This is a genomic window from Pseudarthrobacter sp. RHLT1-30-1 (assembly GCF_059383415.1).
Genome location: NZ_JBWZCG010000013.1, coordinates 25,896 through 49,757 on the forward strand (window position 1 = coordinate 25,896; position 23,862 = coordinate 49,757).

The following is a 23,862-nucleotide window of genomic DNA, read 5'->3' on the forward strand; positions in this document are numbered from 1 at the left end:
CGACATTGGTGATTGACCCGAGGAAAGGCCCGTCATGAGCAATATTCCCGAAGAGCTGTCCTACACCGCAGAGCACGAGTGGGTGACTGCCCCGAACGCCGAGGGTGTTGTGCGCGTGGGCATCACCGATTTTGCCCAGGACGCGCTTGGCGACGTGGTCTATGCCCAGATGCCGGAGGTCGGCACCACCATCAAGGCAAACGACGTCGTCGGCGAGGTCGAGTCCACCAAAAGCGTCAGCGACATCTACGCCCCCGTTTCCGGGGAAATTGTCTCGCGCAATGAGGCGCTGGACACCGACTCCGCGCTGATCAATTCCGATCCGTACGGGGAGGGCTGGCTGATGGAAATCAGGCTGGCAGAGGCCGACGCGGTCGAGTCATTGCTCAGTGCATCGGAGTACGAACAACAGGTAGGCTAAAGCTAAAGCCCATTCGGGCCGGGTCGTTCGCTAAGCCGTTGGCTAAGCCGTTGGGAAACCAACGAAACAACGCCCCTCCGAGGGTGAATCCCGGATCTGCCAGGCTTTTCCGGACGGCATGCGTTGTTTGCGGGGGGACACCTGCAGCGAATGGAGGAATCAATGTTTGGGCACGAACGCAACAACACCGGTGACGGTCATGGCACGGGTGGAGTGAAGGCTTCGGAGACCACGTCGATTAACCTCACGCCGGTCCGCGACGAACCGACCTTCGTTCCGAAGCTCACGGCCGAGGAGCGGACCGCGGTTGAGGCGCTGCCATACGGTTCTGCGCTGCTGGTTGCACACAGCGGGCCGAACATCGGCGCCCGCTTCCTGCTGGATTCGGACATCACGACGGCGGGCCGGCACCCGGACGCCGACATCTTCCTCGACGACGTGACGGTTTCCCGCCGGCACGTCGAGTTCCGCCGCACGGCGCGCAGCTTTGAAGTCGTGGACACCGGAAGCCTGAACGGCACCTACGTTAACAACGACCGCGTCGACAGTGTCGAACTGAAGTCCGGCAGCGAAGTGCAGATCGGGAAGTTCCGCCTCACCTTCTACCTGAGCCCTGCCCGCGCAGCAGGCAACGTCTGATTCCGGGGTAGCTGCCTGTGGCCATGGCACAAGCGGAACGGCGCGGACCCCAGGTTCTGAACATCGGGGAAGTCCTGGCTCAGCTGAGCGACGACTTCCCCAGCATGACCGCGTCAAAAATCCGGTTCCTCGAGGAAAAGGGCCTGATCAACCCCCGGCGGACCCCGGCCGGATACCGGCAGTACGCCGAGAACGACGTCGAGCGGCTGCGATTCGTGCTGTCCCTCCAGCGCGACCAGTACCTGCCGCTGAAGGTCATCAAGGACTACCTCGATGCCATCGACCGCGGGGAACGCCCGGAGAACCTGCCGCCCGGGGTTACGGTCTCGCCGCGGATCGTCTCCGAGGATCTGGCGTCCGAACTGCACAGCCGGGTCCGCCGGCTCAGCGAGGAACAGCTCCGCGCCGAGTCCGGCGCCAGCGTGCCGCTGGTCGAGTCGCTGCTGAGCTACGGCCTGATCGGCCACGTCAACGGAAAATTCGATGAGCACGCCCTCCAGGTCGCGCGCGCCTGCGTCCAGCTGGAGGGCCACGGCCTGGAACCCCGGCACCTGCGGCCGTTCCAGGCCGCCGCCGAACGCGAGTTCGGCCTGGTGGAGCGTGCCGTGGCGACCCTGACCTCGCGCAAGGATGCCGCTTCCCACGCCCGCGCCGCAGAAGCAGCCCGGGAAATCAGCGAGTTGTGCCTCACGCTGCACCGGGCCCTGGTCCTGGACCGCATCTCGAGGATGGACATGTGATGATTGAGGTGGAGATTGTAGGCGTACGGATTGAACTTCCGTCCAACCAGCCGCTCGTCCTGCTCAAGGAGATCCACGGCGAGCGGCACGTGCCGATCTGGATCGGCACTCCGGAAGCAAGCGCCATCGCGCTCGCCCAGCAGGGGGTGGTGCCGCCGCGGCCGATGACCCACGACCTGCTGATCGACGTCGTCGAAGCGCTCGGCCACGCCATCGTCAGCGTCAACATCGTCGCCGTGGAGGACAACATCTTCTACGGCCAGCTCCAGTTCGACAACGGAACCACGGTCAGTTCCCGGGCCTCCGATGCCCTTGCCCTGGGCCTCCGGGCCAAATGCCGCATCTGGTGCGCCGACGCCGTGATGGAAGAGGCAGGCGTCCGGATCACCGAACATGACGAGGGTGAGGACACCCACCCCGGTCCCGCCGTCGATGAAGAGGGGGAGCTGCGCCGGTTCCGCGAGTTCCTCGACGACGTCGAACCGGAGGACTTTGCCGGCTGAGGGCACGCCCCCGGGACCGGCAAAGGTTAAAGTCGAGGATGAAAGTTTCGACACGCCTTGGCAATACCGCTAACGTCTTTGACCTTGGGCCCCGGCAGGCCTAACGTCAGAAGTACAAGTTCCCATTGCACGCAACAGCCGCTCAGGTCACACTGGAGAGTGCAGACCCGGCAGAATTACACGGATGAATTTTATCCACCCGTGTTTTGTTTAGCTAGTAACAACTGGTTGTTGCTGCATTTTTCGCAGGGGAGCCAAGACGAGGAGGATCCACGTGAGTCCGAAAGGCGAAGCGGGCGAGCTCAAGCAGCCCCCGACGGCTGGTATTGCCGTGCCCGCCAGCGGTGCCCAGGGCCTGCTGTTCACCGAGGACCTCCCCGTTCTGGATGAGGATGCGGGCTACCGCGGTCCGACCGCCTGCAAGGCGGCCGGCATCACCTACCGCCAGCTGGACTACTGGGCACGCACCGGGCTGGTCGAACCCGCCGTCCGCGGCGCCGCCGGTTCGGGCTCCCAGCGACTCTACGGTTTCCGCGACATCCTGGTCCTGAAAGTCGTCAAACGCCTCCTCGACACCGGCGTGTCCCTGCAGCAGATCCGTACCGCCGTTGAGCACCTCCGGGAGCGCGGCGTCGAGGATCTCGCCCAGATCACCCTCATGAGTGACGGCGCCAGCGTGTACGAATGCACCTCGGCGGACGAAGTGATTGATCTCGTCCAGGGTGGGCAGGGCGTCTTCGGAATCGCCGTCGGCCGCGTCTGGCGCGAAGTGGAAGGCAGCCTCGCAGCCCTTCCCAGCGAACACGCCAGCGACCAGTCCTTCCCCGGCGACGAACTCAGCAAGCGCCGCGCCGCCCGCAAGATCAGCTAGCGCAGCAGGCCACCCACAGCCCTAACAACACCGCCCCCAACAGCAACACGGGGTCACTAAACGCCCATTCCGGCCTGCCGGATGGGCGTTTAGTGACCCCGCGTTGCTGTCGTTTTGGGTGTTGTTCCGCGCAGAGTCGCGGTGCGGTGCCGCGCGGCGCCGGTGTCTGGGCCCGGGCGCGGAAACCGCTAGCGCTGGCTGCGGTTGCGGACCAGGCCGGCGGCGGCCGGATCCCCGGCGCCCGCGCCGCTGCCGACCAGGTTCGCCAGCAGGGCGTCGAACAGGGCGGCGGCGTTCTTGGCCGAATCTCCCGGCCAGTGGTGGATGGAGTGCGCCGCGCCCTGGATCTGCTGCCAGTTGGCCTGCTCGGGGATATGCGGGGACAGCAGCAGCGTGCCGAACATGGACTCCATCTCGGCGAGCCGGAAGGTGTGCTCGGCGGAACCGCTGCGCACCCGGTTGGCGACGATGCCGGCGGGGGAGAGGTTCGGGGCGAATTCCTGGCGGAACATCTGGATCGCCCGCATGGTGCGTTCCGTGCCGGCGACAGAGAAGAGACCGGGTTCGGCGACAAGGACGACCTTGTCGCTGGCAGACCAGGCCATCCTGGTCAGTCCGTTCAGGGACGGCGGGCAGTCCACGAGGACCAGCTGGTACTTGGACGCGCCGGCCAGCACGGTGGAAAGCCGGCGCAGGTCGCGGCGGCCCAGGTCGGGGCGGTCGTAGATGCCGGTGTAGGCGGAACCGACGGCCACATCAAGGACAGGGGCTGACCGGCCGGCAGGAGCTCCGCCGTTGGCGGACGCGCGCTCCACCCATCCGCTGGGGACCACGTTTTCGGCCAGGCGGGCACGCCGGGGAGTCTTGAGCATCCGGCCGATGTCCAACTGGTCACCCGGCCGGACGCCAAGTGCCGTACTCGCATCCGCGTGCGGATCAAGGTCGACGACGAGGGTGGGGATGCCGGCGGCCAATGCCGCGGACGCCAATCCGGTGGTCACCGATGTCTTGCCGACACCGCCTTTGAGGCTGCTGATGCTGACTACTTGCACTTGAAAAACCAATACCTAACGCCGGTTGCCGGGACGGGGTCCTGCCGGCTCCTGCGTTCTCCGGAACCGGGGCGTGCTGCGCCACCCACCCCTCATCATATGTTGCCGCCCCGCCGAAACCTGCCTTATCGGGTGCCGGGGCGGGCAGATCACAGATATGCTTCTGCCGGGACCGGAAGCCGCCTGCGCCTAAACCGGCGCACGTGACGTGCGTCGCTGTGACGGTCGACACAATAATTTGTGTTTGCCCGGCCACCTCTTAGACACTGTGACCAATTACCGATACACCCGCGATGATGCAGGAGAAGTATGTTTTCGAAAATTCTGGTGGCCAATCGCGGCGAAATCGCGATCCGTGCCTTCCGTGCCGGTTATGAACTGGGCGCCAAGACTGTCGCCGTCTTCCCGCACGAGGACCGCAACTCGATCCACCGCCAGAAGGCGGATGAAGCATATTTGATCGGCGAAGAAGGCCACCCGGTGCGGGCCTACCTCGACGTCGATGAGGTGGTGCGCGTGGCCAAGGAATCCGGGGCCGACGCCATTTACCCCGGGTACGGCTTCCTCTCGGAGAACCCGCGCCTGGCCCGGGCCGCCGCGGAGGCCGGCATCACCTTCGTCGGGCCGCCGGCGGAGGTCCTGGAACTGGCCGGCAACAAGGTCGCAGCCCTTGAAGCGGCCCGCAAAGCCGGCGTCCCGGTACTGAAATCCAGCCAGCCCTCCAAAGACGTTGACGAGCTCATCGCAGCCGCCGACGTAATCGGCTTCCCCATCTTTGCCAAGGCCGTCGCCGGTGGCGGCGGACGCGGGATGCGCCGCGTCGACACCCGCGATGCCCTGCCCGAGGCGCTGCAGGCCGCCATGCGCGAAGCCGACGCGGCCTTCGGCGACCCGACCATGTTCCTGGAACAGGCAGTGCTGCGCCCCCGCCACATCGAGGTGCAGATCCTGGCCGACGCCGAGGGCAACGTGATGCACCTCTTCGAGCGTGACTGCTCCATCCAGCGCCGCCACCAGAAGGTCATCGAGATCGCCCCGGCACCGAACCTGGACGAAGGCATCCGGCAGGCCCTTTACCGCGACGCCGTGAAGTTTGCCAAGGCGCTGAACTACGTCAACGCCGGCACCGTGGAATTCCTCGTCGACACCGTCGGGGAACGGGCCGGCCAGCACGTGTTCATCGAAATGAACCCGCGCATCCAGGTCGAGCACACCGTCACTGAGGAAGTCACCGACGTCGACCTGGTCCAGGCCCAGCTGCGCATCGCCGCCGGCGAGACCCTCGCCGACCTTGGCCTGTCGCAGGAGACCGTCAAGCTCCGGGGTGCCGCCCTGCAGTGCCGCATCACCACGGAGGACCCGGCCAACGGCTTCCGGCCCGACGTCGGCAAGATCACCGGTTACCGTTCAGCCGGTGGCGCCGGGGTCCGGCTCGACGGCGGCACGGTCTACTCGGGTGCCGAGATCAGCCCGCACTTCGACTCCATGCTGGTCAAGCTGACCTGCCGCGGCCGCGAGTACCCGGCTGCCGTGGCCCGTGCCCGCCGTGCCCTCGCCGAGTTCCGCATCCGCGGCGTCTCCACCAATATCTCGTTCCTGCAGGCCGTGCTGGACGACGCCGACTTCATTGCCGGCAACGTCGCCACCTCCTTCATCGACGAACGCCCCGAACTGCTCAAGGCCCGGGTCTCCGCGGACCGCGGCACCAAGCTGCTGACCTGGCTGGCCGAAGTCACCGTGAACAAGCCCAACGGCGAGCTCACCGTGCACAGCGATCCCGCAGCCAAACTCCCGGCCCTGGACGACGCCGCTGCCCGGCCCGGCTCCCGCCAGCGGCTGCAGGAACTGGGCCCGGACGGTTTCGCGAAGGCCCTCCGCGCGCAGAACGCCGTGGCCGTCACCGACACCACCTTCCGTGACGCGCACCAGTCCCTGCTCGCCACCAGGGTCCGCACGCGCGACCTCGTGGCGGCCGGCCCGGCCGTCACCAAGCTCCTGCCGGAACTGCTCTCCGTCGAGGCCTGGGGCGGCGCCACCTACGACGTTTCGCTGCGGTTCCTCGGTGAGGATCCCTGGCACCGGCTCGCTGCGCTGCGCAAGGCGCTGCCGAACGTCTGCCTGCAGATGCTCCTGCGCGGCCGCAACACGGTCGGCTACACCCCGTACCCGGAAGAAGTCACGGTCGCGTTCGTCAACGAGGCGGCCGCCACCGGCATCGACATCTTCCGCATCTTCGACGCGCTCAACGACGTCAACCAGATGGCACCGGCGATCCGCGCCGTCCGCGAGACCGGCACCGCCGTCGCGGAAGTCGCCCTCTGCTACACCGCCGACATGCTGGACCCCGACGAGACGCTCTACACGCTGGACTACTACCTGGAGCTGGCGCAGAAGATCGTCGACGCCGGCGCGCACATCCTGGCGATCAAGGACATGGCGGGCCTGCTGCGCCCCGCCGCCGCTGCCCGCCTCGTGAGTGCCCTGCGCGAACGCTTCGACCTCCCGGTCCACCTGCACACGCACGATACCGCGGGCGGACAGCTGGCCACCCTGCTGGCGGCCGTCGACGCCGGAGTCGACGCCGTGGACGTGGCCTCGGCCTCGCTGGCCGGCACCACCAGCCAGCCATCGGCCTCCGCGCTCGTCGCCGCCCTGGCCCACACACCGCGGGACACCGGGCTGAGCCTGGCGAACGTGTGTGCCCTGGAACCGTACTGGGAAGCCGTCCGCCGCGTCTACGCACCGTTCGAATCGGGCCTCCCGGGCCCCACCGGACGGGTCTACCAGCACGAAATCCCCGGCGGCCAGCTCTCCAACCTGCGCCAGCAGGCGATCGCGCTGGGCCTCGGGGAGCGGTTCGAGGCCATCGAGGACATGTACACCGCGGCCGACCGGATCCTCGGCCGGCTCGTGAAGGTCACCCCGTCCTCCAAGGTCGTCGGCGACCTGGCCCTGCATCTGGTCGGCCTCAACGCCGATCCCGCGGACTTCAACGAGAACCCGCAGAAATACGACATCCCGGACTCCGTGATCGGCTTCCTGTCCGGTGAACTGGGCGACCCGCCCGGAGGCTGGCCGGAACCGTTCCGCACCAAGGCCCTGCAGGGCCGCAAGGTGAAGGTCCGCGACGTCGAGCTCAGCGCCGAGGACAGCGCCGCACTCAACTCGGACTCCCGGACCGTGCAGCAGACGCTCAACCGGCTGCTCTTCGCCGGCCCCACCAAGGACTACCAGAAGAGCGTGGAGTCCTATGGCAACCTCTCGGTGCTGGACACCCGCGACTACCTCTTCGGCCTGCAGCGCGGCGCGGAGCACGAGATCGAACTCGAGAAGGGCGTCCGCCTGATCGCCTCGCTCGAAGCGGTCTCCGAACCGGACGAGAAGGGCATGCGAACCGTGATGTGCACGCTCAACGGGCAGTCCCGCCCGGTCGTGGTCCGGGACCGTTCCGTGGTCAGCAACGTCAAGGCCGCCGAGCGCGCCGACACCTCGCAGCCGGGCCAGGTGGCCGCACCGTTCGCAGGGGCCGTCACCTTGACTGTCAAGGCCGGCGAGTCAGTCAAGGCCGGCGACACGGTCGCCACGATCGAAGCCATGAAGATGGAGGCGTCCATCACGACGCCGGTGGCCGGCACGGTCGCGCGGCTCGCCGTCGGCGCGATCGAACAGGTCCAGGGCGGGGACCTGCTCCTCGTCGTGGAATAGCCGCGGCAGCAGCACAGGACAACAACGACATCCAGGACAACGAAGAAGGGTCCTTCCGGCCAAAGCTGGAAGGACCCTTCTTCTACAAGCAACGCGGGGTCACTTCCGGCCCATCGGCGGGCCCGGGACGGGCTGGAGGTGACCCCGCGTTGGAGTGGCCCCGCGTTGCACTGGGGCGGGTGAAGGTTAGACCTCGGTGGGACGCGGGGTGCCGTACATCTCCTCGATGACGTTCTCGAAGTCCTTCATCACCTGGGCGCGCTTGACCTTCATCGAGGGCGTCAGGTGCCCGGAGGCCTCGGTGAAGTCCGCCGGCACAATCCGGAAGGACTTGATCGCCTCAGCCTGGGACACCGACTGGTTGGCGGCGTTGATGAGCTCCTGCACGGCGGCCCGGACCGCGGTGTTGTCGGTGGCTTCGGCAACGGTCGTGGACGCGGGCAGCCCGTGGCGGTGCAGCCAGCCGGGCAGGGCCTCCTCGTCGAGGGTGACCAGCGCGCCGATGAAGGGGCGGTTGTCGCCCACGACAAGCACCTGGGAGACCAGCGCGTCCGCGCGGATCTGGTCCTCCAGCAGGGCCGGCACCACATTCTTGCCGCTGGCCGTGACAATGATTTCCTTTTTGCGCCCGGTGATGGTCAGGAAACCCTGCTCGTCGAGGTGTCCGATGTCGCCGGTGCGGAACCAGCCGTCGGTGAAGGACTCCCCGGAGAGGTCCTCGCGCTGGTAGTAGCCGCGCATGACGCACACACCCTTGGCGAGGATCTCGCCGTCGTCGGCGATCCTGACGGCGTTCCCGGGAATCGGGGCGCCGACGGTGCCGATCTTGATCAGATCGGGCGTGTTCACCGTAACGGGGGCCGTCGTTTCGGTGAGACCGTAGCCTTCCAGGATCTGCATGCCGATGCCCTGGAAGAAGTGACCCAGCCGTTCGCCCAGCGGGCCGCCGCCGGAGACGGCGTGGGCGACCTCGCCGCCCATCGCGGCGCGGAGCTTGCCGTAGACCAGCTTGTCGAAGACGGTGTGCTTGAGTTTGAGGCCGAGGCCGACCTTCCCGGCCTGGCGGGCGCGGGAAAATTCGATGGCGGTGTCCGCAGCGCGGTGGAAGATGGCGCCCTTGCCGCCGTCCTCGGCCTTGGTCAGCGCCGAGTTGTAGACCTTCTCGAAGACCCTCGGGACCGCGAGGATGAAGGTTGGCTTGTAGCTCTGCAGGTCCGGCAGGAGGTTCTTGATGTCCGGTGTGTGTGCCACCGTGACGCCGCCGGCGACCGCCAGTACCGAGATGAAGCGCGCGAACACGTGGGCGAGCGGCAGGAACATGATGGTCCGGGCCTGCTCGTGGACGATCTTGTTCAGCGAGGTGGCCAGTGCGTTTTCGGACAGACAGACGAAGTTCCCGTGGGTCAGTTCGCAGCCCTTGGGCCGGCCGGTGGTGCCGGAGGTGTAGATGACCGTGGCGAGGTCGTCGAGGGTTGCGAGGCTGCGACGGGCCTCAAGCTCCTCGTTGCTGACCGTCGCACCGGCGGCGCGGACCTCGTCGAGGCCGGCGCCCTCAAGCTGCCAGACGTGGGCCAGTTCGGTGAGGCCCTCTGAGGTGGCAGCCTGCCGGATGATGGCCTCGTGGTGGGCGGACTCGCCGAACGCGGCGACCGCGCCGGAATCGCTCAGGTTCCAGGCGACCTGCGAGGGGGAGGACGTCTCATAGATCGGCACCGAGACGGCACCGGCGAACCAGATGGCGAAGTCGATGAGAGCCCACTCGTACCGGGTGCGGGACATAATGCCCACGCGGTCGCCGGCCCCGACGCCGCTGGCCATCAGGCCCTTGGCGAGCAGTGACACATCGGCCAGGAACTCGGTGGCGCGGATGTCCTGCCACGCTCCGGCGGCGTCAAGCCGGGAGAACAAAGCCGGGTTGGTAGCCTTCGCCGCCTGGCGCAGCACCAGATCGGTGACGTTCGTTTCCGGGGGGACGTTGACCAGGGGCGGGACAATGATTTCTCGCACGTTAGCTCCTTTGATATCCATGGACCCGCGAGGGGTACGACTAACACTAGTATGCGGTCCAAGGCAGGTGTTTTCCACCACACCTACCGGCGAGTAACTTTACGCGGAATAGGATAGTGAACCATGCACACACCTCCACCCGGCCAGCAGCCCGGACCGTACCGCAGGACTGCCGCCTGGCGGCGCAGGGGGCTGGCAGGCGCGGCCGCCGCGCCGGCCGGCCAGGGTTTGCGCGAGCACCTGCGGCTGGGCCGCAAGGGCCTCGCTATCGGCGTCGACATTGGCGGGACCAAGGTTGCGGCCGGTGTGGTCGACGCGGAGGGCAGGATCCTGGCCCAGGCCAAGCGGTCCACGCCCGGCAATGATCCCCGCGCGGTCGAACAGGTGATCGTGGAGCTGGTCGAGGAACTGGGCGACGGCCACCGGATCTGGTCGGTCGGGATTGGTGCGGCCGGCTGGATGGACCTCGACGGCGGCACGGTGCTGTTCAGCCCGCATCTGGCCTGGCGCAACGAACCGCTCCGGGACAATCTGCAGCGGCTGCTCCGCCGGCCGGTGCTGTTGACCAACGACGCCGACGCGGCCGGCTGGGCGGAATGGCGTTTCGGAGCCGGGCAGGGCCAGAGCCGACTGGTGTGCATCACGCTCGGAACCGGAATCGGTGGTGCGATGGTGATGGACGGCCGGCTCGAACGTGGGCGCTTCGGCGTGGCAGGGGAGTTCGGCCACCAGATAATCATGCCCGGCGGGCACCGCTGCGAGTGCGGCAACCGGGGCTGCTGGGAGCAATACGCTTCCGGCAACGCGCTCGGCCGGGAAGCCCGGGAACTCGCCGCCGCCAACTCACCGGTGGCCCAGGAACTGCTCAAGGCGGTCGACGGCCACGTGGACCGCATCACCGGCGTAATTGTCACCGAGCTGGCCAAGGCCGGCGACCCTACCTCGCGGGAGCTGCTCGAGGACGTGGGGGAATGGCTCGGACTCGGCCTGGCAAACCTGGCCGCCGCCCTGGATCCGGGCATGTTCGTGATCGGCGGGGGACTCTGCGACGCCGGCGAACTGCTGGTCGGCCCGGCCCGGAGGGCGTTCGCCCGGAACCTGACCGGCCGCGGCTTCCGGCCCGCGGCGGAGATCGACCTCGCGGCGCTCGGTCCGAACGCCGGCCTGATCGGCGCTGCGGACCTGTCCCGGGTCAGCAGCCGCATGCACAGTTAGCGGCGTGCACCTGGCGGCGTGCACCTGGCGGCGTGCACCTTAGTGGGTGCAGCTGAGGTGCGTCCGGCTGCGTGCCCCTGGATGTGTGCGTCGGGAGGCGCGCAGCTGGATGTGTGCGCCTAGATGCGTGCACCGTCGTCGTGCTCGTCCTTTTCACCCGGCAGCTGCATGATCAGGAACACCAGCGAGGCCGCAAAGGCGGCCACCATTCCGAGGATCGCCAACAGCGGGGCCGAACGCCAGAACATCGCCGACATCAGCAGCGCGACCGGACCGCCGACTGCCCCCAGCCACGCCAGCACGGTCAACGGGTCGGTCCCGGCCAGGCTGGGCGGTTCCTCCGGCACGAATTCGCCCGGCGCCGACTGGTCCTCATCCGCGGCCTCGTAGTCCCGCGGCCCCGGCGCAGCCTGGGCACCCACAGCGTCCGGGCCGTCTGCGGCGGATGCGGCAGCCTGGCTCCGCGCCAGCCGCTCCTTGGCGGAGAGTTCAACCGGCGCCCCGACGGAAAGTCCCAGCGGGTCGAAGTCGCTGAAGGGACGGGGCGCTGCGGCCCGGCCGGCCGGGGCGGCTCCATCCGTCCCGGCGGTGGTGCCGGCTGTCCCGGATGGGGCGTCGGTGCCGCCGGTGCCGGCTGAGCCGTCCGGGCCTCCTGGGCTGTCTGTGGCTTCCCGGCCTTCTGCGGCCCCGGCCCCGGCCCCGTCACCGGCCCCGGCGCCTGCGGCGTCGTCCCGGCCTTCCAGCCGGGCGACCAGATCCAGCCAGACGGCGTCGTCCTGGTTGGCGCTGGAATCCGGGTCCGGAGAGTTGGCGTCCGGTCTATTCATCTGCCGTGTCCTTTTGGCTCGCGTGGGCGTCCGGGGTGCCTCCCACAACCAGCGACCGGATGAATTCGGCCGAGCCGCGGAAGATCATGGGCGCGTCGTTGTCCATCGTAGCCACGTGGTAGCTGTTTTCCAGCCGGATCAGCTCCAGCGGGGCGTGGGTGAGGCCTCTGCGCAGGGCCACTATGCTCGCGTCGGAGACAACATGGTCCACCGCGGAGCGGTACACCCGCACCGGAGCGGTGATCCGCGGGAGCAGCCGCAAGGTGTCCTTGAACATCTTGTTCAGCTCGTGCGCCGCGGCGACCGGCGTCCGGGAGTACGCCCCCTCGTCGATGCCCTCCTTGAGGATGTCGTTGGCGATCGCAGGGGTGCTCTTGAGCACGAATTTCAGGATGCCGGCCAGCGGAGCGCGGGGATCGTCAATGACGAGGCCCGGGTTTACCAGCACGGCGCCGGCAACCGGGCGGGTGGCGGCAATCCGCAGGGCCAGGGCCCCGCCCATGGACAGCCCGGCCACGACCACCTGCTCACAGTCCGCGGCAAGTTCAAGGTAGGCGGCGTCGAGCGCCGCGTGCCACTCCGGCCAGCGCGTCCGGGCCAGCTCCTGCCAGCTGGTGCCGTGCCCCGGAAGCAGCGGCATCCGCACGGCGAAGCCTTCCCCGGCCAGCGACCTGGCCCAGTCCCTGACGCCGTGCGGGCTGCCGGTGAAACCGTGCGACAGCAGGACTCCGGTGCGCGGGCCGCTTCCGGTGAACGGGCTGCTGAACGGCGTGTGGTCCAGGGGGATGGTCATGGCTTCTCCGGGGCTGGGGTGGCGGGCGTGCCTGGTGGCGTCGTGGGCTGGCCCGCGGCGGCTGAGTGTTGCAGGAAGAACTGGACGGACTGCTCGAAGATCAGCGGGGCGTCGACGTCGAGGGTGGCCACATGCCCGCTGTCCGGCAGCCTCACCACGGACAGCTCCCGCGACCCAAGCCGCTTCCGCAGCAGCTCGACCGAGGTGGGCGGTACCACGATATCGGTATCCGACTTGAACACGAGCGCCGGGGCGGCGACATTGGGAAGCTCGCGCAGCGCCGCCTTGAAAAGGCGGCTGAGCTGGTGGACGGATTCCAGCGGGGTGAGCGAGTAGTCGCCGTCCTCTGTCACGGCCGCCGTCGGATTCGGCTCCTGGACCGGAACGGTAGTGCGCTGGACGCGCTTCAGCAGCCCGATATAGCGCACCCGGCGGTCGTAGAAGCTCAGTCCCGGATTAACGACGGCGACGCCGGTGACGGAATGGCGCGCCGCGGTGCGCAAGGCGATGGTGCCGCCCATGGAGAGACCCGCGACGTAGCAGTGCCGGGTATCGGCGGCGAGCTCCAGATAGGAGGTCTCGAAGGCCCGGTACCAGTCCTGCCAGCCATGGCGGGCCAGATCGCGCCAGTCCGTGCCGTGCCCGGGCAGCAGCGGGACCGACACCGCAAAGCCCTGCCGGGCCAGATGCTCCGCCCACGGGAGGACGCTCAGGGGGCTGCCGGTGAAGCCATGGCAGATCGCCACGCCGATGCCCGCGTTGGCGCCGTGGCCGGGGGATCGAAACGCTGCGGGCGCCAGGGGAGGGCTGCTTCCGGTCATGAGCCCATCGTGTCACTGTTCCGGACGAAACTCACTAGAGTAGGGTGTCATTGCAGTGCTGGCCGGTTCCGCTGCGGGGCCCGCCAGACGCCTTCCGGAGAGGTTCGCCACGTGTTTTATTGGTTCATGAAGACGTTCGTTCTCGGACCTGTCCTGAAAACACTGTTCAGGCCCTGGGTCAAGGGCCTGGACAACGTCCCCGCCGAAGGCGCCGCGATTCTGGCCTCCAACCACCTCTCGTTTTCCGACTCCATCTTTATGCCCCTGATGGTGCCCCGGCCGGTGGTGTTCCTCGCCAAATCCGAGTACTTCACCGGCAAGGGGATCAAAGGCAGGCTGACGGCCACGTTCTTCCGGCTCACCAACCAGCTTCCGATGGACCGGTCCGGCGGGGCGGCGTCAGCCCGCTCGCTCGATGCCGGCATGGACGTGCTGAAAAACGGGTCGCTCCTCGGCATCTACCCCGAAGGCACCCGCAGCCCTGACTCCCGGCTGTACCGCGGCAAGGTGGGGGTGGCGCGGCTGGCGCTGCAGGCCCGCGTCCCCGTGATCCCGGTCGCGATGATCGGGACGGACAAAGTCCAGCCGATCGGCAAGCGGATGCCCAACATCCGGCGCATCGGAATGATCTTCGGCGAGCCGCTGGATTTCAGCCGCTACTACGGCATGGAGGACGACCGGCTGATCCAGCGGTCCGTAACCGACGAGATCATGTACGAACTGATGCGCCTCTCCGGCCAGGAATACGTCGACGAGTACGCCGCCGTCGTGAAGCTCCGGCTCGCCGGGAAGGTCACCGAGGTTCCGGAGGACGGCTCCGCCGGCACCGGTCCGGCAGCACCCGGGAGTGTCTGAGCGGACCGTGTGACGGCGCCCGCGCAGTCAATGACGGCTCCGGGCCGTCGATCCCCGCCGGGGCAACTATCCTAAGAGGGTGACTGAGCTATCTGCGGCTACGGCCTTCCCCCTGAACAGTTCCCGGAGTGGTTCGCCGCTGGCGGGCTCTGCCCTGACCAGCACCGCCCAGAGCGGTGCCGCGAACTATCCCGGCCTGGACCACTGGCGCGGGCTGCCCGCGTCCCAGCAGCCGAGTTGGTCCGATAACGACGTCTTCGACGCCTCCATCAAGGAATTGTCGGTGCTTCCGCCGCTCGTCTTCGCCGGCGAAGTGGACATCCTTCGCGAGCGGCTTGCCGCCGCGGCGCAGGGCAAGGCGTTCCTGCTCCAGGGCGGCGACTGTGCCGAGACGTTCGAAGCCGCTACCGCGGACAAGATCAGCGCCCGCGTCCGCACCATCCTGCAGATGGCCGTCGTCCTCACCTACGGTGCGGCCATGCCGGTCATCAAGATGGGCCGGATGGCCGGACAGTTCGCGAAGCCGCGCTCCTCCAATGACGAGACCCGCGAAGGCGTCACCCTGCCGGCGTACCGCGGCGACATCGTCAACGGCTACGACTTCACCCCGGAATCGCGCGCGCACGACGCCAGCCGGATGCTCAAGGCGTACCATACCTCCGCCTCGACCCTGAACCTGATCCGCGCCTTCACGCAGGGCGGCTTCGCTGACCTGCGGCTGGTGCACCAGTGGAACAAGGGCTTCACCGAGAACCCGGCGCACGCACGGTACGAGTCGCTGGCACGCGATATCGACCGCGCCATCAAGTTCATGGCTTCCTGCGGGGCCGACTTCGAGGCGCTCAAGCGGGTCGAGTTCTACGCCAGCCACGAAGCCCTGCTGCTCGACTACGAACGCGCGCTGACCCGGATCGACTCCCGCACCGGATTCCCGTACGACACGTCCGCGCACTTCCTCTGGATCGGTGAGCGCACACGCGAACTCGACCACGCCCACGTCGACTTCCTCTCCAGGGTCCGCAACCCGATCGGTGTGAAGCTGGGGCCGGGCACCAGCGGCGACGACGCGCTGCGCCTGATCGACAAGCTGGACCCGGACCGCGAACCCGGACGCCTGACCTTCATCACCCGGATGGGTGCCGGCAACATCCGCGAGAAGCTGCCCCCGATCGTGGAACGGGTCACCGCTTCCGGCGCCCAGGTCCTCTGGGTCACGGACCCCATGCACGGCAACACTGTCACCTCGCCGAACGGCTACAAGACCCGGAACTTCGACGACGTCATTGACGAGGTGCGTGGCTTCTTCGAGGTCCACCACGGGCTGGGCACCGTCCCGGGCGGACTGCACGTCGAGATGACCGGCGACGACGTTGCCGAGTGCCTCGGCGGTGCCGATCCGGTGGACCAGGAGTCCTTCCTGGACCGCTACGAATCGGTCTGCGATCCGCGCCTGAACCACATGCAGTCCCTCGAGATGGCCTTCCTGGTGGCCGGGGCGCTGTCCAAGCACTAAAACACACCTGCTGCCGGGCAACGGCCGGCAGACAGCTCCGCCCCGGCTGGATCAGCCGGGGCGGAGTTTTTTTGTTGGCCGGCACCGCCTGGCAACACCGGAAGCCAGGGCTGTCAGACCACCGTCAGGGTGACCACGGAGCCCTCCGGAACCTTCTTGTTCACCGGGTCCTGGTCCCGTACGGTACCGAAGAAGCCGCCGAGGATGTTGTTCACCCGGACTTCGAAACCGAGTTCCTCCAGGGCCTTGCGGGCCTTGTCTGCCTGCTCGCCGATGTAGCTGGGGACCTCCACGAGTTTGGGCCCCTTGGAAACAGTCAGGGTGACGGTGCCGCCCCGGGTAAGGTTCCCCGAGGCCGGATCCTGCGCCACGACAGCGCCCTTGGGCACCTTCCGGTCGTTGACGCTCTCAGCCGCGATCACGGCGTTCAGCCCGGCGGCTTCGATGGCAGCGACCGCGTCTGCCTGCTTCTGGCCGCGGACGTCCGGTACCGGGATGGGCTTCGGTCCCTTCGACACGGTAAGGTCCACCGGAGTGCCGTGCCGGACCGGGTTACCGGGGCGCGGAGCCTGCGCCAGGACGGTGCCGGCGGGCGCCGTTTCGTCGTAGGTTTCGGTGATCTTGCCCAGGGCCATGCCCGCACCGTTGAGGCCATTCTTGGCTTCATCCAGCGACTTCCCTGCCAGCTCCGGCAGAGCAAACAGCTCGGGGCCCTTGGACACCGCGAGGGACACCGGCACGAACTTCCGGATCACCTCGCCGGCCGCGGGTTCGGACCCGACCACCAGCCCGGGGGCAACGTCGTCGTCGAAGACGTCCTTGATCGTGGACTGGAAACCGGACGTGCGGAGCAGCTGCTGCGCCTCCGCCACCGTCTTGTTTGCGAGGGCCGGAATCGTGCCGGGGGAGCCCGGTCCCATGCCGAAGAACCAGCCGGCCCCGCCGGCCAGCAGTGCCGCGATGACCAGCACCAGAATCCAGAGCAGACCACGGCGCCGGGGGTTGCCATCGCGCAGGCTGCGGACCGGGGTGGCCGCGGCCCGCTGGCGCGCCTTCACGTCGTCGCGGTCGTGTTTGCGCTGCGCCCGTTTGCTGGGCACGGCGGCGTTCCCGGGGTGGTAGTCCGCGTACGGTGCCTCATCCGGCGCGGCCAGCGGGCCGTAGCCGGGGCGGCGCGGGGCCGCGGACATCACCGTGGTGGGGTTGCTGCCGCGGGTGATGAACTCGGTCGGCTGCTGGCGGCCGCCGAGAACTTCGGTGGCGCCGTGTCCGGTGCGCGGATCCGGGAGACCGGCGGGCAGGCGGGGCGGTGGGGTGGGCGGCACCGGCGGACGTGCCGCAGGCAGGTGGGAGCGCGCGGCCGGCGGCTGCAGGTCGAGTTCGGCGTCGCTCAGGTTCGTCCGGATGTGCCGGAGTTCGGACAGCAGCGCGTTGCCGTCGACCGGGCGTTTGTCGGGATCGTTGGCGGTGCACCACTGGACGAGTTCGTCGACTTCCGCAGCCAGTCCCGGCACCAGCTCCGAGGGGGCGCCCACGGCGGAGTTGACGTGCTGGTAGGCAATCTGGATGGGCACCTCGCCGTCGAACGGCTGTTGCCCGGTGATCATCTCGTACAGCATGATCCCCACCGAATAGATGTCACTCCGGGCGTCGGCCTGCCGGCCCAGCACGAGCTCGGGGGACAGGTATGCCACCGTGCCGATCAGCGCGCCGGTGCTTGTCGACGTCGAAATGGCGCGGGCCAGTCCGAAGTCGCCCAGCTTGATCCGCCCGTCCTCGGCGATCAGGACATTTTCAGGTTTGATGTCGCGGTGGATGAGGCCGGCGTCGTGCGCGGCCCCGAGTCCTTCGACGACGGGATCGATCAGCGCCAGGGCCAGGCGCGGCGGGAGGGCGCCCCGGTCCTTGAGGACGTCGCGGAGGGTGTGGCCCTTGATGTACTCCATCACCAGGTAGGCCAACCGGTCATCCTCGCCCTGGTCGAGGACCCCGACGACGTGCGGATGCGACAGCCGGGCCGCGGCCTTGGCCTCGCGGCCCAGCCGGTCAAGGAACTGCGGGTCGCCGGCCATGTGCGGATGCAGTACCTTCAGCGCCACATCACGCTCCAGCCGCCGGTCGGTCGCCACATAGACGGTGGACATCCCCCCGCTGGCGAGCCTGGACTGAATCAGGTACCGGCCATCCACCAGGGTGCCAACGAGCGGGTCCGACGAATAATCCTGCACTATACGATCCTAATCGCTGCACGGAAACGGGCCCGAATCAAAATGCGATCCGGACCCGTATCGTTATGCTCCGGGGCTTGCGCCGGAGCGGGTGGACACCGCGGCTGCGGGTGTCCCGGTCTGCTTTAGCCGAAGTTTTTCTGGTGTGCCTTGATGGATTCCACGTACTGCTTGGTGTCGTCGTACATGCCGTATTTGCTGACCGAGTACTGGCCCTGGTAGTAGCCGGCGATGGCCGCGTCCTGGTCCGGGCTGGTGCGGATGAGCTGGCGGATGATCGCGACGCCGGCGGTGACGTTGTCGTAGGGGTCCAGCAGGTTCAGCTGACGGCCCACGAGGTCCGAGGCCCACTCGCCCGAGGACGGGATGACCTGCATGGTGCCGATCGCGTTGGCCGGGGAGACCGAGCGGTGGTTGAAGCCGGATTCCTGGTAGGCGAAGGCCAGAGCCAGCGACGGATCGACCCCCATGCGGCGGGCGGTGTCCGCCACAATCGTTTTCATCTCGTCCCGGCTGGGCACCGGTGAAGCGTTCAGCAGGGCCTTGTTCTGGTTGGCCGAGTTGACGACCGCCGCCGGGTAGGTGAAACCGAGGAAGCTGCTCGGGACCAGCGGCGTCACCGTCGCGGCGGGCGGGGTGGATGCCGGTGCGATGGATCCACCCGGAAGCGCCAGCTTCTGGCCGGGGTAGATGATGCTGCTCATGGTGAGGCGGTTGGCGGAGAGGATGTCGGCGAGCTTGACGCCGTTCCTGGCCGCAATTCCGGAGAGGGTATCGCCGGACTTGATGGTGTAGGAACCGGAGGCGGCGACCGGGGTCGCCGCCGGCGCCGCCGGGGCGGGGGCGGCCGGGGCCGGAGCCGCCGGAGCGGGTGCCGCTGGAGCAGGTGCCGCCGCTCCGCCGATCTTGATCTGCTGGCCGGGGCGGATGATGGAGCCCATGTTGAGCCCGTTCCAGCCGAAGACCTCGGAGAGTTTGCCGCCGTGGCGGGCCGCGATGGCGCTGAGGGTGTCTCCCGGCTTCACGGTGTAGACGCTGCCGGCAGAAGCCGACGGAGCCGGCGCGGCCGGAGCCGGAGCAGCCGGCTGCGGGGCGGCGTCGGGGCCGCCGAGCTTGATCTTTTGCCCGGGGTAGATGAGCGTGTTCGCCTGCAGTCCGTTCAACGTCAGGACGGCGCGGGTATCCAGGCCAAACTTGCCGGCAATGCCGCTGATCGTGTCCCCGCGGGCGATCGTGTACTCGGCCGGGGCGGTCACCTGGGCGGGGCGGAAGGCGGACGGGACAGCCGCCGGGACGGAGCCGGCCGGAATCAACGCAGATGCCTGCGACGCGGCGCTCTGGGCCTGGGCCTGCATGGCTGCAGCGAGGGTGGCGGGAATGGCCCGCGGACGCGATTCCGCCATGGCTGGCTGGGCGATCGCCAAAGAAGAAAGGACGACGGCGGGCAAGGCCGCCGTCGTTGCCGCAATCATCGGCAGGCTGGGCCTCGCAGTGTGCTTTGGCGAACGTGAGGTCGTCATGGGGAAAGGTCCTCTTCTCAGCGCGTGAACGCTGCGGGTCTGGCCGGCATTAGTGATGTTAACAGTGTGACTCATGTTATTGCTGTTACAAATGTGGTCCATGAGAATCTCTCACGAATTGTGATTTAGCACAAGAACTGTTTCACCTTCAGCAAACGGGCGTTGTGGGAGTGTCGGCCGCGGTATCCGGGCGGAGACGGGCAGCACTGTCCGGACCTTTCGGCCGGCACCCGGCCCGCTGGCTACGTCCTGTCCGCCTTCGTCTGCTTCTGGCAGCAGGTACCTGCTTCTCGGTCTGCCCCGTGCCGGCGGGCCCTGACTAGGCGCCAAGGCTCCCGGCATGGCAATCTTGATCCGTGAGTAATGTAGAAAGCCTTGTGGGCGAATGGCTGCCCCTGCCCGATGTCGCACAGCTGCTGAACGTTTCGATTACTAAGGTTCATGCGTTCCTTGACGAACGCGCCCTGGCCGCATTGCGCGTTGGTGAACGCCGGATTCGTTGCGTTCCTGCAGAATTCATCCAGGACGGCCATCCGGTCGAGAGCCTTAAGGGAACGATCGTTGTTCTTGCTGACGCCGGCTATTCCGACGAGGAACTCATTACCTGGTTGTTTACGCCGGATGAATCCCTGCGCGGCCGTCCGATTGACGCCCTGCGCGAGGGGCGGAAAACAGAAATCCGGCGCCGGGCGCAGTCCCTGGCCTGGTAGCCTTCACCGGGGCACCCGGCCCCTTATCCACATTCTTAACCAGGCAGGCCCCGCACCTTGACCACAAGGTGCGGGGCCTGCCCTGGTTCCAGGCCGCTGTGGCAGCGGTTCAGGCTGCGCGGCTGACCGTGGCCTCGGCCAGCCTCCGCAGCGCCGTCTTGGGCAGTTCGTCCAGCGGCAGGAGATCCAGGGCGGAGAAGGCGGACTGTCCAAAATCCTCGATCAGGACTTCGGTGGCCTTCAGAGCGCCGCAATCGGCGATGATGCGCCGGATCTCGTCCACGTCGGCATCGCCCAGCCCGGGGCTGCCCAGCTTGGCGTCAATGAAGGCTGACTCGGCCGGACCGGCCAGTTCGAGGGCAAAGGCGATCAGCACCGTCCGCTTACCTTCACGGAGGTCGTCTCCCGCCGGTTTGCCGGTCGTGACGGGATCGCCGAAGACACCCAGGACGTCGTCGCGGAGCTGGAACGCCTCGCCCAGCGGCAGGGCAAACGCCGAGTAGCCCCGGAGCAGCTCGTCGTGGGCACCGGCCAGGGCGCCACCCAACGCCAGCGGATGTTCAGTGGAGTACTTGGCGGACTTGAAGCGGATGATGGACTGGGCGCGGCTGACAGCTCCGGCGCGGTCCCGCCGGGGTCCGGCGACTTCCTCGAGGATATCGAGGTACTGGCCCGCCATGACCTCGGCGCGCATCAGGTTGAAGATCAGCCGTGCGCGGCTCCCGGCTGCGGCACTCGGCCCGATTTCGGTAAACGATTCCTCGCTGAACGACAGGCAGAGGTCGCCGGTCAGGATGGCGGCCGCGTGTCCGAACCGTTCGCTGTCCAGCGCCCAGCCCTGCGTCTGATGCAGCTCGCTGAAGCGCCGGTGCACGCTGGGGCCGCCCCGGCGGGTGTCGGAGCGGTCAATGATGTCGTCGTGGATCAGGGCCGCCGCCTGGAAGAGCTCCAGTGCGGAACCGGCTGTCACGATCTCGTTGGCTCCGGCCTCACCGCCGGCGCCGCGCCAGCCCCAGTAGCACATGAGAGCCCGCAGGCGTTTTCCTCCGGTGACCAGGTTTGAAATCGATCCCATCAGCGGGTCGATGTCAGTGGAAATGGAGGACATGACCGACTGCCGGGTGGTCAGGAAATCGGTGAGCTTCCCGGCGACGGCCGCCACGTAGGCAGCCTGCTCCAGCCGCAGCTGCTCCGCGACGGTCACTTGACGGACTCGGCGGCGACGTTCGCGCCGATGGTGAACGTGGACACCCCTGCGGTTTCCAGCACCGAGATATTGACCGTTTCGTTGTCACCCCGGAGGAAGTCCTTGGACGGCACTGCTCCCACTGTTTCCCCCGGAACCGCCGTGAAGCCCTGGCCCGTCAGATGCTGGGTATAGAAGGCGAGCACCTGGGCCGACGGGGCGGAGATGCTGCCCACCAGCGCCACGGTCGCTGGTGTTGTGGTCTTGTCAAAGCTGCTGGAGACGACCTTCGCTCCGGGCATCACCGGCAGGAGCTGTTCCGGGAACCCGGGAACCATGGCGCCGACGGTGGCCGAGGTGCCGGGTTCAGCCGAGGGGCTGGCCGACGCCGTCGTGGACGGCTGGTCCGACGGCGCAGCCGAGTCAGCCGCGGTGGACGATGCCGCCGAGGAAGGGGCCGTCCCGGGGTTGGCGGGCGTACACGCGGCCAGGCCAGCCAACAGCGCTCCCGCCGCCAGTACAGCTGCCGCAGCGCGTTCGCGCTGTCCTAATACCTTCACAGGGACTTCCTCCTGGTGTTGACGCCGGATTCAGCCTCCAGTTTAGTCAGTCCCGGGGCATAGGATTGAAGTCGTGGGGCCGGACCAGAATAAACAGCAGCGGGAGCAGTCCCCGCGGGGCGCCGCCCAACGTCTCGGCGAAGCGCAACTCCTCGAGCTCCGGCGGAGCAGCATCATGCACGTGGACATGGATGCGTTCTTTGTCTCCGTCGAACTGCGCAGCCGCCCGGCGCTGGTCGGAAAGCCCGTCATCGTGGGCTACCCCGCCGACCGTTCCGTCGTTCTCTCGGCCTCCTACGAAGCACGGCGCTTCGGCGTGAAGTCCGCGATGCCGATGGTGGTTGCCATGCGGATGTGCCCCTCCGCCGTCGTCATTGAGCCCAGGCACAAGCTGTACTACGAGGTCTCGGGCCAGATCATGGAGATCTTCGGTTCGATCACCGATCTCGTGGAACCGCTCAGCGTGGACGAGGCGTTCCTGGACGTCGGCGGGGCGATCAGGCGGCTGGGCCCGCCCCGGGAGATCGGCGAACTCATCCGCACCCGCGTCCGCAGCGAACTGGGCATCACCGCCTCGGTGGGGATTGCCGCCAGCAAGTTTGTGGCGAAGATTGCCTCCACCCGGTGCAAGCCGAACGGACTGCTGCTCATCTCTCCGGAGGAGACGGTCCCGTACCTGCACAGCCTGCCGGTCAGCGCCCTCTGGGGTGTCGGGGCCAAAACCGTTGAGGTGCTGTCGAGGAAGGGTATCCGGACCGTCGCCGACGTCGCGGCGTCCCCGCTGCCGTCACTCCGGAAGGTGCTCGGCGCCTCCGGCGAACATGTCTACCGCCTGTCGTGGGGCATCGATCCCCGCCCGGTAACCCCGGTCCGGCTGGAGAAGAGCATCGGCGCGGAAGAGACCTTCGCGGTGGACACAGCGGACGAGGTGCTGCTGCACCGGGAACTGCTGCGCCTGTCGCACCGGACCGCGGAGCGGCTCCGCGGCGCCGGTATGCACGCCCGCACCGTCGCCCTCAAGCTGCGCTACGCGGATTTCTCCACCATCACACGCAGCCGCACCGTCAGCACCCCGATCGACAGCGCCCAGCTGCTGTACGCCGTCGCCGTCCAGCTGCTGGAGTCACTCGGCGACCGGCCCATGACCGTGCGGCTCGTGGGGATCCGGGCCGAACAGCTCGAGGAGGCAGCCGAGGCGCCGCTGCAGCTGAGCCTTGATCGACGGGATGACAACTGGCGTGCCGCCGAGCAGGTTCTGGACCAGGTGACCCGGAAGTTCGGCAGCAAATCGGTGCTGCCGGCGCGGCTGCTGGACCCCGGAACCCTCCGGGCTGACCCCGGAACCCTCCGGGCTGACCCCGGAACCCTCCGGGCTGACCCCGGGAACCCTCCGGGCTGACCCCGGAACCCTCCGGGCTGACCCCGGGAACCCTCCGGGCTGACCCCGGGAACCCTCCCGGCTGACCCCGGGAACACTCCCGCTGACCCCGGGCTGACCTCCCATGGAGGGCAGCCGGACCCGTTGAAGAAGTGAACGGAGTCCCTGGAGAAGTCAACGGGACGTTCGGCATCTTTCAGAACAGGGCGCAACAAACTATCCTTAGTTATACGTAGATTTAGAACGACTGGATCGAGCGTTCGGACTAATGCAGGACCAGTTGAACTCCCCTGTGGGGGCCGTGGAAGACCCAATTCG

General features: G+C 67.7%; 20 protein-coding genes. 11 read left to right on the top strand and 9 right to left on the bottom strand.

The annotated features are described in order from the left end of the window. The first annotated feature begins 34 nt into the window (after positions 1-34). The 5 genes from gcvH to AC50YM_RS11135 all read left to right on the top strand — a co-directional run bounded on the left by gcvH (position 35) and on the right by AC50YM_RS11135 (position 3,174). Positions 35-421, top strand: coding sequence for a glycine cleavage system protein GcvH (gene gcvH, locus AC50YM_RS11115; protein ID WP_494957004.1), 387 nt, complete (start codon positions 35-37; stop codon positions 419-421). Positions 422-583: 162 nt separating this feature from the next. After that, complete coding sequence (locus AC50YM_RS11120; RefSeq protein ID WP_494957005.1) at positions 584-1,060, top strand: FHA domain-containing protein; 477 nt, start codon at positions 584-586, stop codon at positions 1,058-1,060. Between the two features lie 23 nt (positions 1,061-1,083). Next, a complete protein-coding gene (ftsR, locus tag AC50YM_RS11125) occupies positions 1,084-1,800 on the top strand; it encodes a transcriptional regulator FtsR (protein WP_494957006.1) in 717 nt (238 codons plus the stop codon). Continuing rightward, complete coding sequence (locus AC50YM_RS11130; RefSeq protein WP_494957081.1) at positions 1,800-2,303, top strand: bifunctional nuclease family protein; 504 nt, start codon at positions 1,800-1,802, stop codon at positions 2,301-2,303. The genes ftsR and AC50YM_RS11130 overlap by 1 nt, the downstream gene beginning before the upstream one ends. Before the next feature lie 274 nt (positions 2,304-2,577). Continuing rightward, a complete protein-coding gene (locus AC50YM_RS11135; protein ID WP_494957007.1) occupies positions 2,578-3,174 on the top strand; it encodes a MerR family transcriptional regulator in 597 nt (198 codons plus the stop codon). Between the two features lie 188 nt (positions 3,175-3,362). On the opposite strand, the gene AC50YM_RS11140 is transcribed toward AC50YM_RS11135, so the two are convergent. Beyond that, positions 3,363-4,226, bottom strand: coding sequence for a ParA family protein (locus tag AC50YM_RS11140; RefSeq protein ID WP_494957008.1), 864 nt, complete (start codon positions 4,224-4,226; stop codon positions 3,363-3,365). A 309-nt stretch (positions 4,227-4,535) separates the two neighbouring features. Here AC50YM_RS11140 and AC50YM_RS11145 point away from each other — a divergent pair, with 309 nt between their 5' ends. Then, positions 4,536-7,931, top strand: a complete 3,396-nt coding sequence (locus tag AC50YM_RS11145; protein ID WP_494957009.1) for a pyruvate carboxylase — start codon at positions 4,536-4,538, stop codon at positions 7,929-7,931. Positions 7,932-8,117: 186 nt separating this feature from the next. On the opposite strand, the gene AC50YM_RS11150 is transcribed toward AC50YM_RS11145, so the two are convergent. Further along, on the bottom strand, positions 8,118-9,938 hold the full coding sequence (locus AC50YM_RS11150) for an AMP-dependent synthetase/ligase (RefSeq protein ID WP_494957010.1): 1,821 nt from the start codon (positions 9,936-9,938) through the stop codon (positions 8,118-8,120). 123 nt (positions 9,939-10,061) lie between these two features. Between AC50YM_RS11150 and AC50YM_RS11155 the strand changes: the two genes are divergently transcribed. Next, a complete protein-coding gene (locus AC50YM_RS11155; RefSeq protein WP_494957011.1) occupies positions 10,062-11,153 on the top strand; it encodes an ROK family glucokinase in 1,092 nt (363 codons plus the stop codon). 119 nt (positions 11,154-11,272) lie between these two features. Here AC50YM_RS11155 and AC50YM_RS11160 read toward each other — a convergent pair whose 3' ends face one another. The 3 genes from AC50YM_RS11160 to AC50YM_RS11170 are packed head-to-tail and all read right to left on the bottom strand — an operon-like array spanning position 11,273 to position 13,594. Next, positions 11,273-11,980 carry a hypothetical protein gene (locus AC50YM_RS11160; RefSeq protein ID WP_494957012.1) on the bottom strand — a complete coding sequence of 236 codons (708 nt, stop codon included), beginning with the start codon at positions 11,978-11,980 and terminating at the stop codon, positions 11,273-11,275. Continuing rightward, on the bottom strand, positions 11,973-12,773 hold the full coding sequence (locus AC50YM_RS11165) for an alpha/beta hydrolase (protein WP_494957013.1): 801 nt from the start codon (positions 12,771-12,773) through the stop codon (positions 11,973-11,975). The genes AC50YM_RS11160 and AC50YM_RS11165 overlap by 8 nt, the downstream gene beginning before the upstream one ends. Continuing rightward, the gene (locus tag AC50YM_RS11170) at positions 12,770-13,594 is read right to left on the bottom strand and encodes an alpha/beta hydrolase (protein WP_494957014.1); all 825 of its coding nucleotides are present in this window, start codon (positions 13,592-13,594) and stop codon (positions 12,770-12,772) included. The genes AC50YM_RS11165 and AC50YM_RS11170 overlap by 4 nt, the downstream gene beginning before the upstream one ends. Before the next feature lie 111 nt (positions 13,595-13,705). Here AC50YM_RS11170 and AC50YM_RS11175 point away from each other — a divergent pair, with 111 nt between their 5' ends. Both AC50YM_RS11175 and AC50YM_RS11180 read left to right on the top strand, forming a co-directional pair. After that, a complete protein-coding gene (locus AC50YM_RS11175; RefSeq protein ID WP_494957015.1) occupies positions 13,706-14,449 on the top strand; it encodes a lysophospholipid acyltransferase family protein in 744 nt (247 codons plus the stop codon). A 79-nt stretch (positions 14,450-14,528) separates the two neighbouring features. Further along, positions 14,529-15,962 (top strand): class II 3-deoxy-7-phosphoheptulonate synthase, encoded by a 1,434-nt coding sequence (locus tag AC50YM_RS11180; protein ID WP_494957016.1) that lies wholly within the window; start codon positions 14,529-14,531, stop codon positions 15,960-15,962. A gap of 113 nt (positions 15,963-16,075) precedes the next feature. Here AC50YM_RS11180 and AC50YM_RS11185 read toward each other — a convergent pair whose 3' ends face one another. Both AC50YM_RS11185 and AC50YM_RS11190 read right to left on the bottom strand, forming a co-directional pair. Continuing rightward, complete coding sequence (locus AC50YM_RS11185) at positions 16,076-18,190, bottom strand: Stk1 family PASTA domain-containing Ser/Thr kinase (RefSeq protein ID WP_494957017.1); 2,115 nt, start codon at positions 18,188-18,190, stop codon at positions 16,076-16,078. A 125-nt stretch (positions 18,191-18,315) separates the two neighbouring features. Beyond that, entirely contained in the window at positions 18,316-19,710 is a 1,395-nt protein-coding gene (locus tag AC50YM_RS11190) for a lytic transglycosylase (RefSeq protein WP_494957018.1), read from the bottom strand. A 356-nt stretch (positions 19,711-20,066) separates the two neighbouring features. Here AC50YM_RS11190 and AC50YM_RS11195 point away from each other — a divergent pair, with 356 nt between their 5' ends. Beyond that, complete coding sequence (locus AC50YM_RS11195) at positions 20,067-20,420, top strand: Rv2175c family DNA-binding protein (protein ID WP_494957019.1); 354 nt, start codon at positions 20,067-20,069, stop codon at positions 20,418-20,420. A gap of 109 nt (positions 20,421-20,529) precedes the next feature. Here AC50YM_RS11195 and AC50YM_RS11200 read toward each other — a convergent pair whose 3' ends face one another. Both AC50YM_RS11200 and AC50YM_RS11205 read right to left on the bottom strand, forming a co-directional pair. Further along, complete coding sequence (locus AC50YM_RS11200) at positions 20,530-21,624, bottom strand: polyprenyl synthetase family protein (protein ID WP_494957020.1); 1,095 nt, start codon at positions 21,622-21,624, stop codon at positions 20,530-20,532. Next, positions 21,621-22,166 carry a hypothetical protein gene (locus AC50YM_RS11205; protein WP_494957021.1) on the bottom strand — a complete coding sequence of 182 codons (546 nt, stop codon included), beginning with the start codon at positions 22,164-22,166 and terminating at the stop codon, positions 21,621-21,623. The genes AC50YM_RS11200 and AC50YM_RS11205 overlap by 4 nt, the downstream gene beginning before the upstream one ends. Positions 22,167-22,239: 73 nt before the next feature. On the opposite strand from AC50YM_RS11205, the gene dinB reads away from it, so the two are divergent. Beyond that, positions 22,240-23,565, top strand: a complete 1,326-nt coding sequence (gene dinB / locus AC50YM_RS11210) for a DNA polymerase IV (RefSeq protein WP_494957022.1) — start codon at positions 22,240-22,242, stop codon at positions 23,563-23,565. Positions 23,566-23,862 lie beyond the last annotated feature (297 nt).

Bases quoted from the DNA above. Each gene is read 5' to 3' on its own strand.
- gcvH (WP_494957004.1), top strand. From the start codon at position 35: ATGAGCAATATTCCCGAAGAGCTGTCCTACACCGCAGAGCACGAGTGG.
- AC50YM_RS11120 (WP_494957005.1), top strand. From the start codon at position 584: ATGTTTGGGCACGAACGCAACAACACCGGTGACGGTCATGGCACGGGT.
- ftsR (WP_494957006.1), top strand. From the start codon at position 1,084: ATGGCACAAGCGGAACGGCGCGGACCCCAGGTTCTGAACATCGGGGAA.
- AC50YM_RS11130 (WP_494957081.1), top strand. From the start codon at position 1,800: ATGATTGAGGTGGAGATTGTAGGCGTACGGATTGAACTTCCGTCCAAC.
- AC50YM_RS11145 (WP_494957009.1), top strand. From the start codon at position 4,536: ATGTTTTCGAAAATTCTGGTGGCCAATCGCGGCGAAATCGCGATCCGT.
- AC50YM_RS11155 (WP_494957011.1), top strand. From the start codon at position 10,062: ATGCACACACCTCCACCCGGCCAGCAGCCCGGACCGTACCGCAGGACT.
- AC50YM_RS11160 (WP_494957012.1), bottom strand. From the start codon at position 11,980: ATGAATAGACCGGACGCCAACTCTCCGGACCCGGATTCCAGCGCCAAC.
- AC50YM_RS11165 (WP_494957013.1), bottom strand. From the start codon at position 12,773: ATGACCATCCCCCTGGACCACACGCCGTTCAGCAGCCCGTTCACCGGA.
- AC50YM_RS11170 (WP_494957014.1), bottom strand. From the start codon at position 13,594: ATGACCGGAAGCAGCCCTCCCCTGGCGCCCGCAGCGTTTCGATCCCCC.
- AC50YM_RS11190 (WP_494957018.1), bottom strand. From the start codon at position 19,710: ATGACGACCTCACGTTCGCCAAAGCACACTGCGAGGCCCAGCCTGCCG.